The sequence below is a fragment of the Azospirillum mesophilum genome (assembly GCF_053470405.2).
Map to the genome: position 1 here is coordinate 164,877 of NZ_JBPXMQ020000004.1, position 12,931 is coordinate 177,807.

A 12,931-nucleotide genomic window follows, 5' to 3' on the forward strand; every position below is an offset into this window, starting at 1 on the left:
TCCGGAGCTAGCGGTGCAGCCACATGCGCAGCGCGGACAGCAGCTGCTCTGTGTTGACCGGCTTCGCCAGATAGTCGGATGCCCCCGCTTCCAGACATTTCTCGCGGTCGCCCTTCATCGCCTTTGCCGTGAGCGCGATGATCGGCAGGCGGCGGAAGGCCGGGTTGGCCCGGATGACCTGCATCGTTTCATAGCCGTCCATCTCCGGCATCATGATGTCCATAAGGACAATGGCGACGTTCGGCGTGGATTCCAGCAGCGTGATCGCCTCGCGGCCCGTGGTGGCGGTCAGCACGTTCATGCCGCGCCGCTCCAAAACGCTGCTCAGCGCAAAGATGTTGCGGGCGTCGTCGTCGACCAGCAGCACCGTCTGCCGGACCAGATCCTCGTCGGAGCTGTGCAGGCGCTCCAGCATGCGCTGCTTTTCGACCGGCAGGTCGCCGACCACCCGGTGCAGGAACAGCGCCGTTTCGTCCAGCAGGCGTTCGGGCGACTCCACCCCCTTGACCACGATGCTGCGGGCCATGGAGTGCAGCAGCGCGTCCTCCTCGGGGCTCAATTCGCGCCCGGTGAAGACCACCACCGGGACGTCGGCCAGCGTCTCGTCGGCGCGGAGCTGTTCGAGAAGCTCGAACCCCGTCATGTCCGGCAGGCGCAGGTCGAGGACCACGCAGTCGTGCGGCTGTGCACGCAACGCCTCCATGGCCTCGGCCCCGGTGGAGGCCACCGTGATCTCCACGTCGTCGTGGCCCAGCAGCTCGGTGATGCCCAGCTGTTCGGCGGGGTTGTCCTCCACGACCAGCAGGCGCTTGCGGCGCGGCTTGGCGAAGTTCTTGATCTTGTTCAGCGCACTCTCCAGCCCCTCGGTGCTGGTGGGCTTGGTCATGAAGGAGAAGGCGCCGCGCGCCAGACCGTGCTGGCGGTCCTCGTCCAGCGTGACGATCTGCACCGGGATGTGCCGGGTCGCCGGGTTCTGCTTGAGCTGGCTGAGCACCGTCCAGCCGAGCATGTCCGGCAGGAACACGTCCAGCGACACGGCGGTCGGCCGGTACTGCCGCGCCAGATCGAGCGCGTCCGCCCCGCGCGTCGCCACCAGCGTCTTGAAGCCCCGGTCGCGGGCCAGATCGACCATGATGCGCGCGTAGTGCGGGTCGTCCTCCACGATCAGCAGGATGGTGTCGTTCGGGTGCAGGTCACCGCGGTCGTCGGCCACCGCCTCCGTCGGCCGCTCCGGCGCGCAGATCGGCGGGAAGACGATCGGCAGCGGGGCGGCGGACTCGGGGCGCCCTTCCGTCACCGGGCGGCCCGGCATCGACGGGCCGACATACTTCAGCGGCAGGTAGAGCGTGAAGGTCGAGCCGACGCCGGGGTTGCTGCGCAGCTGGATCTCGCCGCCCAGCAGGCTCGCCAGTTCGCGGCTGATCGCCAGCCCCAGGCCGGTGCCGCCGTACTTGCGGCTGGTGCTGGCGTCGGCCTGCTGGAACGCCTCGAAGATGATCTTCTGCTTTTCCAGCGGGATGCCGATGCCGGTGTCCGACACCTCGAAGGCGACCACCATCGGTGCCTGGCGGAGCACCGGATGGTCGGTGTTCCAGCCGCCGAGCGCGGTGGAGACGTTGAGGCGCACGCCGCCATGCTCCGTGAACTTGAAGGCGTTCGACAGCAGGTTCTTGAGCACCTGCTGCAGGCGCTTGGAGTCGGTGATGAGGCTGCGGCCGAGGTTGGGATCGACCTGCACGTCGAAGGACAGGCGGCGGTTTTCCGCCTCGTGCCGGAAGGGACGGCCCACCATGTCGACGAGGTTGGAGAAGTAGATCTCCTCCGCCTCCACGGTGACGGTGCCGGATTCGATCTTCGACAGGTCCAGGATGTCGCTGATGAGGTTCAGCAGGTCGGTGCCGGCGCCGTGGATGGTGCGGGCGAATTCCACCTGCTTCGCCGTCAGGTTGCCGTCGGGGTTGTCGCCCAGCTGCTGGCCGAGGATCAGGATGCTGTTCAGCGGCGTGCGTAGCTCGTGGCTCATGTTCGCCAGGAACTCCGACTTGTACTTGGAGGTCAGCGCCAGTTCGGTCGCCTTTTCCTCCAGCGCGCGGCGGGCCTGTTCGATCTCCTGGTTCTTGCGCTCCACCTCGACGTTGCGCTCGGCCAGCTGCTGGGCCTTCTGCTCCAGCTGTTCGTTGGTCTGCTGAAGCTCCTTCTGCTGGGTCTGAAGCTCGGTGGCGAGCTGCTGCGACTGCTTCAGCAGGCCTTCGGTCTGCATCGTCGCCTCGATGCTGTTCAGCACGATGCCGATGCTGGCGGTCAGCTGCTCCAGGAAGGTGACCTGAAGGGTCGTGAAGGCCGCGACGGAGGCCAGCTCGATCACCGCCTTGGCCTGCCCCTCGAACAGGACCGGCAGGACGATGACGTTGCGCGGGGTCACCTTGAACAGGCCGGAGCCGATCGGGACCACGTCGGCGGGAAGTTCGGCGATCAGCATGCGCCGCTTGTCGAGCGCGCACTGCCCGATCAGCCCCTGGCCGATCTCCAGACGCTCCGGATGGCCGTGGGCGCCGTCGTCGGCGTAGGCGGTCAGCAGCTTCAGCTTGCGCTTGGGCGAGGGGTCGTCGGCCTCCATCTGGTAGATCACGCCCTGCTGCGCGTTGACCAGCGGTGCCAGTTCGGCCAGCAGCATGCGGCCGACGTTGGTCAGGTCGCGCTGGCCCTGGAGCATGTTGGTGAAGCGGGCGAGGTTGGTCTTCAGCCAGTCCTGTTCGGTGTTGCGGTCGGTGGTCAGCCGCAGGTTGTCGATCATCGTGTTGATGTTGTCCTTCAGCTCCGCCACCTCGCCGCGGGCCTCCACCTGGATCGACCGGGTCAGGTCGCCCTTAGTCACCGCGGTCGCCACCTCCGCGATGGCGCGCACCTGTGTGGTCAGGTTGGCGGCCAGCAGGTTCACGTTGCCGGTCAGATCCTTCCAGGTGCCGGCCGCACCCGGCACGTTCGCCTGACCGCCGAGACGCCCTTCCACGCCGACCTCGCGCGCCACCGTCGTCACCTGATCGGCGAAGATGGCCAGCGTTTCCGTCATGTTGTTGATGGTCTCGGCCAGCGCTGCGACCTCGCCCTTCGACTTCACCGCAAGGTTCTGCTTCAGGTCGCCGTTGGCGACGGCGGTCACCACCTTCACGATGCCGCGCACCTGCTCGGTCAGGTTGGCGGCCATGACGTTCACGGTGTCGGTCAGGTCCTTCCAGGTGCCGCCGACACCCTCCACCTTCGCCTGTCCGCCGAGCTTGCCTTCGGTGCCGACCTCGCGGGCCACGCGCGTGACCTCGCCGGCGAAGGCGTTGAGCTGGTCCACCATCGTGTTGATGGTGTTCTTCAGCTCCAGAATCTCGCCCTTCACGTCCACGGTGATCTTGCGCGACAGGTCGCCGCGCGCCACCGCCGTGGTCACCTCCGCGATGTTGCGGACCTGGGTGGTCAGGTTGGCGGCCAGCAGGTTCACGTTGTCGGTCAGATCCTTCCAGGTGCCGCCCACGCCGGGCACCACCGCCTGACCGCCGAGCCGCCCTTCCGTGCCGACCTCGCGCGCTACGCGCGTCACCTCGGCGGCGAAGGAGCGCAGCTGCTCCACCATCGTGTTCAGCGTTTCCTTCAGCAGAAGGATTTCGCCGCGCACGTCCACGGTGATCTTCTTCGACAGGTCGCCGCTGGCGATGGCGGTCGCCACCTCGGCGATGTTGCGGACCTGGGCCGTCAGGTTGCCGGCCATGAAGTTCACGTTGTCGGTCAGATCCTTCCAGGTGCCCGCCACACCCGGCACCTGCGCCTGACCGCCGAGTTTGCCCTCCGTGCCCACCTCGCGCGCCACGCGGGTCACCTCGCCGGCGAAGGCGTTGAGCTGGTCCACCATCGTGTTGATGGTGTTCTTCAGCTCCAGAATCTCGCCCTTCACGTCCACGGTGATCTTGCGCGACAGGTCGCCGCGCGCCACCGCCGTGGTCACCTCCGCAATGTTGCGCACCTGGGCCGTCAGGTTGCCGGCCATGGAGTTCACGCTGTCCGTCAGGTCCTTCCAGGTGCCCGCCACACCCGGCACGTTGGCCTGACCACCCAGACGCCCTTCTGTACCCACCTCGCGCGCCACGCGGGTGACCTCGCCCGCGAAGCGGTTCAGCTGGTCCACCATGGTGTTGAGCGTCTCCTTCAGCTGGAGAATCTCACCACGCACGTCCACGGTGATCTTGCGCGACAGGTCGCCGCCGGCCACGGCGGTCGCCACCTCGGCGATGTTGCGCACCTGGGCCGTCAGGTTGCCGGCCATGGAGTTCACGCTGTCCGTCAGATCCTTCCAGGTGCCCGCGACACCCGGCACCTGCGCCTGACCGCCAAGGCGCCCTTCGGTGCCCACCTCACGGGCCACGCGCGTCACCTCCGACGCGAAGGCGTTCAGCTGGTCCACCATCGTGTTGATGGTGTCCTTCAGCTCCAGAATCTCTCCGGAGACGTTCACGGTGATCTTCTTGGACAGGTCACCCTCGGCCACCGCGGTCGCCACTTCCGCGATGTTTCGCACCTGGGCGGTCAGGTTGCCGGCCATGAAGTTGACCGAGTCCGTCAAGTCCTTCCAGGTGCCCGCCACACCCGGCACCTGCGCCTGCCCGCCGAGCTTGCCTTCGGTGCCCACCTCGCGCGCCACGCGCGTCACCTCGCCCGCGAAGCGGTTGAGCTGGTCCACCATGGTGTTGATGGTGTCCTTCAGCTCCAGAATTTCGCCGCGCACGTCCACGGTGATCTTCTTGGACAGGTCGCCGCCCGCGATGGCGGTGGTCACCTCGGCGATGTTTCGCACCTGGGCGGTCAGGTTGCCGGCCATGAAGTTGACCGAGTCCGTCAAATCCTTCCATGTCCCGGCGACGCCGGGCACGATGGCCTGACCGCCCAGCTTGCCGTCCGTGCCGACCTCGCGCGCCACGCGCGTGACCTCTCCCGCGAAGGCGTTCAGCTGGTCCACCATCGTGTTGATGGTTTCCTTCAGCTCCAGAATCTCGCCGGAGACGCTGACGGTGATCTTCTTGGACAGATCGCCCTGCGCCACCGCCGTGGTCACTTCGGCGATGTTGCGGACCTGAGCCGTCAGGTTGCCGGCCATCGAGTTCACGCTGTCGGTCAGGTCCTTCCAGGTGCCGGCGACACCCGGCACGTTGGCCTGACCGCCCAGGCGTCCCTCCGTTCCGACCTCGCGGGCCACGCGGGTCACCTCGCCGGCGAAGGCGTTCAGCTGGTCCACCATCGTGTTGATGGTGTCCTTCAGCTCCAGGATTTCGCCCTTCACGTCCACGGTGATCTTGCGCGACAGGTCGCCGCGCGCCACCGCCGTGGTCACCTGCGCGATGTTGCGGACCTGGTCGGTCAGGTTGCCGCACATGGCGTTCACGGAGTCCGTCAGGTCCTTCCAGGTGCCCGCCACGCCGGGCACGATGGCCTGACCGCCCAGCTTGCCGTCCGTGCCCACCTCGCGCGCCACGCGCGTCACCTCCGAGGCAAAGGAACGGAGCTGGTCCACCATCGTGTTGATGGCTTCCTTCAGCTGGAGGATCTCGCCGCGCACGTCCACGGTGATCTTCTTGGACAGGTCGCCGTTCGCCACGGCGATGGTCACCTCGGCGATGTTGCGGACCTGGGCCGTCAGGTTGCTGGCCATGGAGTTGACGCTTTCGGTCAAATCCTTCCACACGCCGGTCACCTCGCGGACCTGCGCCTGACCGCCGAGCTTGCCGTCGGTGCCCACCTCGCGCGCCACGCGCGTCACCTCCGACGTGAAGACGCTCAGCTGCTTGATCATCGTGTTGACGATGGTGGCCGCGCGCAGGAATTCGCCCTGCAAGGGGCGGCCGTCCACGTCGAGCTGCACCGTCTGCAACAGGTCGCCCTGCGCCACGGCGGAGATGACGCGGGTCACCTCGGTCGTCGGCCAGAGCAGGTCGTCGATCAGGGTGTTGACGGAGGTCTCCATCTCCCCCCAGGCGCCCTGCGCCAGACCGAACTTCACGCGCTGGCGCGTCTTGCCCTCGCGCCCGACGGTCTGGCCGACCCGCTCCAGCTGCGTCGCCATGCGCTGGTTGGCCGCGACGATCTCGTTGAAGGTGTCGGCGATCTTCCCCGCCAGCCCGACCCGGTCGCCGGGCAGCCGCACGGAGAAGTCGCCGACGCGCATCGCCCGCAGGGCCTGCAGCAGTTCGCGGAGATCGGCGTTGTCGCCGTCGGCCTGTTCAGCCACCGCGTGGAGGGCAACGCCGTGGTCCGTGGTCTCGGTGACCGCATTGTCGTTCGGCTGCATCGTCATGCTCCTGGCGGGCGGATCGTCTGGCTGTTTCGGTCGGCGAAGGCGGTGGGACCTTGATCCCGTGTTCCGGCCCGTGTTCCGGCGGTCGGCGGTGCTCTGCGGGCAACCCGAAGGACGGCAGCGGGACCAGAGTTCAACGAAAAACCGTGCCGTGTCCGCTGGACGGAAAATGGGACATCGGCAAAGGACGGATGCGGCAGGTCACCAGACATGAATGACTTCCGACCTACCACTTTCGGCGGAACGGTTGTAAGACGCGGGTTGTCTAGGGCATCATAAAGAGAGGCCAGCGCGCATTTTCTTCTTCATTGATGTCTGCCCATACCCTGGAAAAATCCGCCCTTCTTGCGGAGTGCCACCATAAAAGTGCGCAATCCTTGAGCCAATAGTCCAATATGGGTAGATTCCCGCAATGCGGGCTGTTGTTTGGGCGGGATTTATGCCGGACGGCGCGGCAGGAATGCGCCGCCGCGATGAGATATCGGAAGCCGGCTGTCGGATCGGTGCCGTTGGATCGGCGTTGCGCGTCAACGCCGGTGGAGGGCGGACGAAAGTCCTGAGAACGCTTGAGCGGCAGAACGCGTAAAAGGCGGCGAACCCGGAAGGCAGCGTCTCCGCCGCCTCCGGGCCGCCGGTGCCATAAAGGGCTGGATCAGGCGGCCTTGCCGTTGATCGCGTCCTTGAGGGCCTTGCCGGCGGAAAACTTCGGGGCCTTCGACGCGGCGATGGTGATTTCCGCGCCGGTCTGCGGGTTGCGGCCGGTGCGCTCACCGCGCTCGGCAACCTCGAACTGGCCGAAGCCGGGCAGCTTGACCGTCTCACCCTTGACCAGCGCGTCCTGCAGGCTGTCGAGCACGGCGTCGAGTGCCTTGCCGGCATCGGCCTTGCTGCCGCCCAGCTTGGCGGCGATGGCGTCGATCAGGTCAGCCTTGGTCATTCCCTACTCCCTTGTTCGTGGCGGACTCCCGGGCCGTCGCCGGGCGTCTCGGCGCCCCTGAGGTACCCCGCCACGCTTCAGTACGCAAGCCCCTCCTGGCCTTGCGCGGCTCGTTCCAACGCCGGGCGCGTCAGCCGGCGAGGGCCGACTTCACCAGGACGGCGGCGCTTTCCGTGCTGTCGCGCTTGTCAAGCTTCTTCGCGATGTCCTCGATCTCGGCGACCGGGATGTAGCGGCGGGCCTGCCGGGCGGTGGTCATCAGCCGGCGCTGCGCCAGCCGGACCTGGTCGCCGAGTTCCGTCAGCGCTTGGTACGCCTTGCGCCGGGCGGCGCTGTCGATGCCGCCGCTCGTCGCGGTGGCGCGCTCCGTCGCACCGGTCAGGTCCTTGCACAGCTGCAGGTACGTGGCGATGGCGTCCGTCAACTGACGGCGGGCTTCGAGCTTGGGATCGGTGGGGGTGCTGGTCGGCGCGGAAAGGGACACTGAAATCGACTCCTTGCTGATGCCCATTGACGGGGCGCAAAGATGGGCAGCATGGCCGCGGATGTCCAGCGACCTTGACCGGCAGAACAGGTCCGGGGCGCAATCATTCCGAACGGCGGCCGGCATCGGACCGCGCGGCGCGTGTTGAAGGCGGCATGCGGGACTGGCTGTGCGATGAAATGCTGGGCCGGCTCGCGCGCCTTCCGGCTGGCCGAAGGAAGGGACGGCCTGCCCGCCGGAGCCCGTGACGGCAATCGGGGGTGGCCGAACCGGCGGCGGGCTCCTATGGTCAAGGCTCGGTTCCCATGATTGAGCCTGAGGGTCGGTATGATCCGTGTCCGGTGCGCCGCGTTCGCCCTGCTCCTCGCACTTCCGTGCCTGTCCGCCCGGCCGGCCGCGGCCGACGCGCCGCGCTTCGACTTGCCGATCGACTGCCGGGTCGGGGAGGTCTGCTTCGTGCAGAACTACGTGGACGAGGATCCGGGGCCGGAATGGCGGGATTACGCCTGCGGGCGGCTGACCTACAACGGGCACGACGGCACCGACATCCGTCTGCCGGACTACCGCTTGATGGACGCCGGGGTGCCGGTGCTGGCCGCCGCCGCCGGCACCGTGCTGCGCGTGCGCGACGGGATGGAGGACGTGAACGTCAACATCGTCGGCCGTGACAAGGTGAATAACGTCGGCGGCGGCAACGCGGTCATCATCGACCACGGCGACGGCTGGCAGACCGCCTACCTGCACATGAGGCGCGGCAGCGTCGCCGTGCAGCCCGGACAGCGGGTCGAGGCCGGTCAGAAACTGGGCCTCGTCGGCCTGTCGGGATTGACGGAGTTCCCGCACCTGCATTTCGGCGTGCGCCACAACGGCAAGGTCGTCGATCCCTTCGTGGGCGAAGAACCGGCCCCGGCCTGCGGCCAGCCGCCCACAGCGTCGCTGTGGAGCGCCGCGGCGGCCAAGGCGCTGGCCTACAAGCCCACCGCCGGCCTGGGCGCCGGCTTCGCCGTCGCTGTCCCCGATGCCGAAGCGGCCCGCCACGGGACCCAGGCCGTGGAGACGCTGCCGCCCGACGCACCGCTTCTGGTTCTGTGGGCCGATCTGATGGGCGTGAAGGCCGGGGACACCCAGCGCGTGCGCATCGAGGCGGCCGACGGACGCGTCCTGTTCGACCACAGCGCCGATCTGCCGGCCGACAAGGTGGTGTGGTTCGGCTACCAAGGCCTGAAGCGTCCCGCCGCCGGCTGGCCCAAGGGTCCCTATCGCGGCACCTTCACCCTGATGCGCGGCGGGGCCTCCGTGGTGACGATGGAACGGACGCTGGCCGTGTCCCGGTGATCAGGGGGACCCCGGTCAACGACGCCTCTGCCCAGGTGGGGCGGGCGCCTCCGCGGGATGGGCGCCTACAACTTGGCCAGCGCTCCGCACCGGAAAGTCCCGCCGTCACAGTCGGTGAAACGCTCCAGCATCATGCGGTTCTCCAGCCACGAAAGCTCCTCCAGCGTTCCGACCACGATTTCAATGTCCGTGTTCTTTTCCACGACTTTCGCGTACAGGACGCCCCCCTGCACCGGCAGGCTCCAGATGTCGCGAATGCCGATACAACCAAAGCCCATGTTCTTCAGCGATTTTTCTGCCGAAATCCGGCTTGTGAAGCGGATTTTCTTCACGGAGCCCTCCATGGCGGTGGGCGGCGGTGGGCGTTGGCGGCGTTTTCCCTGTCAGTGTAGAAGGTTTTTCCTTCGCCGGGCCACCACACAGACGGAGCAGCGGCTTTCCATTGGGAGGGGTTCCGGGTGACGATTATAGCGAATTGTCATTCGCTATAGATTCATATGACCTCATTCGCCGGTCGGGCTTCGGCCGCATGGGCGGCCGGGACCGCGGTCGCGGTCCAAAGCGGATTGAAATCCGTTTTAGGGCGATGGTCCTTTCCCCGACCGTCTATCGCGTTACGCCAGCCCACCAGACCGTGCGTCACATCGTAAGCACCGCGGCCCCCGCGATGATCCCACCGCGCAACGCGGCCACGGCGTCGTTGGCCTGGGCGAGCGGGAAGGGCGTCACCTGCGTTCGGACCGGGATTCTCGGCGCCAGGGCCAGGAATTCCTCCCCGTCGCGGCGCGTCAGGTTGGCGACCGACCGGACGACCCGCTCGCCCCACAGGATTTCGTAGGGGAAGGAGGGGATGTCGCTCATGTGGATCCCCGCGCACACCACGGTCCCGCCCTTGGCCACCGCCCGCAACGCGGTGGGCACCAGCGCGCCGACCGGGGCGAACAGGATGGCGGCATCCAGCGGCTCGGGCGGAGCCTCGTCCGATCCGCCGACCCAGACCGCGCCGAGTTGCCGCGCCAAGGCCTGCGCGCCCTCGTCGCCGGGGCGGGTGAAGGCGAAGACCTGACGGCCCTGGTGCCGGGCGACCTGCGCCACGATGTGCGCGGCCGCCCCGAAGCCGTAGAGGCCCAGCCGTGCCGCCTCGCCCGCCCCCTCTCCCGCCATGCGCAGGGCACGGTAGCCGATCAGTCCGGCGCACATCAGCGGTGCCGCCTCCTGGTCCGAATAGGACGGGTCGATCGGGAAGCAATACCGCTCGTCCGCCACGGTCAGTTCGGCGTAGCCGCCGTCGATCTGATAGCCGGTGTAGCGCGCCCGGTCGCACAGATTTTCCCGCCCCGAACGGCAGTAGGCGCAGGCGCCGCAGCTCCATCCCAGCCAGGGCACCCCAACCCGGTCACCGGCTTTGAACCGCTCCGCCCCCGGACCGGTCGCGACGACCGTCCCGATGATTTCATGGCCGGGGATCAGGGGGCGCTTCGGGTTCGGCAGCTCACCGTCGATCACATGCAGGTCCGTCCGGCACACCGCGCAGCTGTGCACACGGATCAAAACCTGACGCGGTCCCGGCTCCGGATCCGGCAGCAGGGCTGGCACCAGCGCGGAGCGCGGCTGCGGAAGGATCATCGCCTTCATGGGCAAACCTCCCCAACGTCCGCACAGCTTAACAGATGAGCCAGCCGTCCAGCCACCGCAACAGGATCGCCACCGGCTGACGAAACAGCCCGCTTGCGACGTCGGTGGCACTTTTAGGTTGCCGGATGTCGCTCTCTGTCAATCTTGAGACGCTCCCGACGTCGCAAGACTTGTCATTCGCCGAGCAGGTCGTCGATTTCCTGGCGAAGCTGGCGCAGCCGCTCGCGATGCTCGGCGACCATCGCGGAGCGCACCTCCCGTAGGGCGGCGATGTCCTTGCCGATGCGGTTCAAGCTGGTGCCCAGAAGCCGCATCGGCTCGACGGACGGGCGAGAGCGCGGTTTGGCCGCCCGCATCTCCCGCACGGTCATGCCGCCCTTCGCCTGCGCCCAGAGCGCGCGCTGCGCGTCCTCTCCGTCCACGGCGGCGAGTTCGTAGAGCGCCGACCGGCTCACCGCGTCGGGGGCCGCCTGAAGCTCGGCCAGGATGTCGGCGGGCAGGGCGAGCACGCTCAGCCGCCGCGAGGTCTCGCTGTCGGACAGGCCGATGGCGGCGCCCGCTTCCGCCTGGGAATAGCCGTGGGTCTCGATCAGCGCCTTCAGGCCGCGCGCAAGGTCCACGGCGTCGAGGTCCACGCGCTGCACATTCTCGATCAGCGCGATTTCGTCCGGCCGCCCGCGGGTGATGATGGCGGGAATGGTCGCACGGCCCAGCATCCGGTGGGCGCGCAGGCGCCGCTCCCCCGCCACCAGATGGTAATGGCCGAACTCCTCCGCCTCCCGCACCAGGATCGGCTGCTGGAGCCCGTGCCGCTCGATGGATTCCGCCAGCGCGCGCAGCGCGCTCTCGTCGAACACCGTGCGCGGCTGGCCGGGGCTGGGCGTGATGCGGTCCAGATCGGCTTCGATCAGGCGCGGCAGGACGCCGGACAGGCCGTGCAGTCCGGCGCTGACCTCCGGGATCGCCTCGCGCCCCGCCGGGCCGGCCATCATCTGCGTGCGGGTGGTGCGCTGGAGCTTAGGCGGCATGGCTGCTCTCCGGGGGGGCTTCGGCGCCAGCGATCAGGCGGTGGGCGATCAGGCGGCGGGCGATCTCCACGAAGGTTTCGATGCCCGGCGCGCCCGGCTCCGCCTCGACCGTGATGCGCTGGCTGGCGGCGGCCTGGGAGTAGATGGTGGCGCGCGGGATCGGGTCGAAGACGTGCATCGCCGGCCCCCAGACCTGCTGGATATCCTCCAGCGACGCGCGGTCCTGGCTGAGGCGGGCGTTGTACATGGTCGGGACGATGCCCAGGATTTGCAGGCGCGGGTTGGCGCGCTGCTGCACCTCGCGCAGCGTGTTGTGCAGGTGGTCGAGGCCGAGGATCGCCGGCGCCTCCGTCTGGCAGGGGATCAGCACATAGTCGGAAGCGACCAGCGCGTTCATCGTCATGGCGGACAGGGCCGGAGCGCAGTCGATCACCACGAAGTCGTAGCTGTCCCGGACCTGCGCGATCATCTGGCGCATGAAGCCGCTGGGGCTGATCTGGTCCTGCGTCATCTCCTTCTCCGCGACGGCCAGCGCGATGCTGGACGGCAGCAGGTGCAGGTTCGGGTAGGCGGTGCGCAGGATGCAGGACTCCACCGGCGCCTTGTTGGTCAGCGCGTGGTACAGCGTCCGCCCGGCCTTGGTCAGCTCCACCGTCTCGTTCACCGGCACGCCGGCCTGCACGGTGGCGTTCGCCTGGCTGTCCCCGTCGATCAGCAGCGTCCGGTAGCCGGCCCGCGCCAGCACGTAGGACAGGCACAGGCTGGTCGCCGTCTTGGCCGTGCCGCCCTTCTGGATCGCCAGGGACACGGTGGTGCAGCGTGCGGGTGCTGCGTCCTGCGGGCGCTCCAGCGTCATCATCAGCAGATGCCCCGCGACGTCGGCCGGGATCTTCTCCTTGCCGCTCTCCCACTTCGACACCTTGGTCTTGTCCAGCTTGCGCCCGGTCCAGCCGTTCAGCGCCGCCGCCAAGTCCGCCTGCGTCATCCCGCGCGTTTCCCGCAGCGCCCGGATCTGGTCGCCGTCCATCCCATGCCTCCACCGATTGAGGTAGACGCCACGCTAGCTGGTTGCCTTCCGAACGTCAACAGAGACAACTTGCCAGGGGCGGATGGTGGTGTGGAGACCTACAGGAACGCCGATAAGGCTGACACGGTAGGCGAACAACAACGCCAACAGACAA

At 67.9% G+C, this 12,931-nt stretch carries 8 protein-coding genes; 1 reads left to right on the forward strand and 7 read right to left on the reverse strand.

Annotation, left to right across the window (positions count from 1 at the left end; translation table 11 throughout):
* Positions 1-7 precede the first annotated feature (7 nt).
* The 3 genes from ACSVC7_RS06725 to ACSVC7_RS06735 form a co-directional block, all read right to left on the reverse strand.
* Positions 8-6,325: a HAMP domain-containing protein gene (locus tag ACSVC7_RS06725; RefSeq protein WP_448203881.1), complete on the reverse strand. Its 6,318-nt coding sequence runs from the start codon at positions 6,323-6,325 to the stop codon at positions 8-10.
* Positions 6,326-6,983: 658 nt separating this feature from the next.
* The gene (locus ACSVC7_RS06730) at positions 6,984-7,268 is read right to left on the reverse strand and encodes an HU family DNA-binding protein (RefSeq protein ID WP_448203882.1); all 285 of its coding nucleotides are present in this window, start codon (positions 7,266-7,268) and stop codon (positions 6,984-6,986) included.
* A 130-nt stretch (positions 7,269-7,398) separates the two neighbouring features.
* On the reverse strand, positions 7,399-7,752 hold the full coding sequence (locus ACSVC7_RS06735; RefSeq protein ID WP_448203883.1) for a hypothetical protein: 354 nt from the start codon (positions 7,750-7,752) through the stop codon (positions 7,399-7,401).
* 327 nt (positions 7,753-8,079) lie between these two features.
* On the opposite strand from ACSVC7_RS06735, the gene ACSVC7_RS06740 reads away from it, so the two are divergent.
* Positions 8,080-9,087, forward strand: a complete 1,008-nt coding sequence (locus tag ACSVC7_RS06740; RefSeq protein ID WP_448203884.1) for a M23 family metallopeptidase — start codon at positions 8,080-8,082, stop codon at positions 9,085-9,087.
* A gap of 65 nt (positions 9,088-9,152) precedes the next feature.
* On the opposite strand, the gene ACSVC7_RS06745 is transcribed toward ACSVC7_RS06740, so the two are convergent.
* The 4 genes from ACSVC7_RS06745 to ACSVC7_RS06760 all read right to left on the reverse strand — a co-directional run bounded on the left by ACSVC7_RS06745 (position 9,153) and on the right by ACSVC7_RS06760 (position 12,777).
* Positions 9,153-9,419 carry a hypothetical protein gene (locus ACSVC7_RS06745; RefSeq protein ID WP_448203885.1) on the reverse strand — a complete coding sequence of 89 codons (267 nt, stop codon included), beginning with the start codon at positions 9,417-9,419 and terminating at the stop codon, positions 9,153-9,155.
* 307 nt (positions 9,420-9,726) lie between these two features.
* Positions 9,727-10,722, reverse strand: coding sequence for a zinc-dependent alcohol dehydrogenase family protein (locus tag ACSVC7_RS06750; protein ID WP_448203886.1), 996 nt, complete (start codon positions 10,720-10,722; stop codon positions 9,727-9,729).
* A 173-nt stretch (positions 10,723-10,895) separates the two neighbouring features.
* The gene (locus ACSVC7_RS06755) at positions 10,896-11,750 is read right to left on the reverse strand and encodes a ParB/RepB/Spo0J family partition protein (RefSeq protein ID WP_448203887.1); all 855 of its coding nucleotides are present in this window, start codon (positions 11,748-11,750) and stop codon (positions 10,896-10,898) included.
* On the reverse strand, positions 11,740-12,777 hold the full coding sequence (locus ACSVC7_RS06760) for an AAA family ATPase (protein WP_448203888.1): 1,038 nt from the start codon (positions 12,775-12,777) through the stop codon (positions 11,740-11,742). Before ACSVC7_RS06760 ends, ACSVC7_RS06755 begins: the two co-directional genes overlap by 11 nt.
* Positions 12,778-12,931: the final 154 nt, after the last annotated feature.

What these genes read in the sequence shown, in the direction of transcription:
- ACSVC7_RS06725 (WP_448203881.1), bottom strand. Translation starts at nt 6,325, where the DNA reads ATGCAGCCGAACGACAATGCGGTCACCGAGACCACGGACCACGGCGTT.
- ACSVC7_RS06730 (WP_448203882.1), bottom strand. Translation starts at nt 7,268, where the DNA reads ATGACCAAGGCTGACCTGATCGACGCCATCGCCGCCAAGCTGGGCGGC.
- ACSVC7_RS06740 (WP_448203884.1), top strand. Translation starts at nt 8,080, where the DNA reads ATGATCCGTGTCCGGTGCGCCGCGTTCGCCCTGCTCCTCGCACTTCCG.
- ACSVC7_RS06750 (WP_448203886.1), bottom strand. Translation starts at nt 10,722, where the DNA reads ATGAAGGCGATGATCCTTCCGCAGCCGCGCTCCGCGCTGGTGCCAGCC.
- ACSVC7_RS06755 (WP_448203887.1), bottom strand. Translation starts at nt 11,750, where the DNA reads ATGCCGCCTAAGCTCCAGCGCACCACCCGCACGCAGATGATGGCCGGC.
- ACSVC7_RS06760 (WP_448203888.1), bottom strand. Translation starts at nt 12,777, where the DNA reads ATGGACGGCGACCAGATCCGGGCGCTGCGGGAAACGCGCGGGATGACG.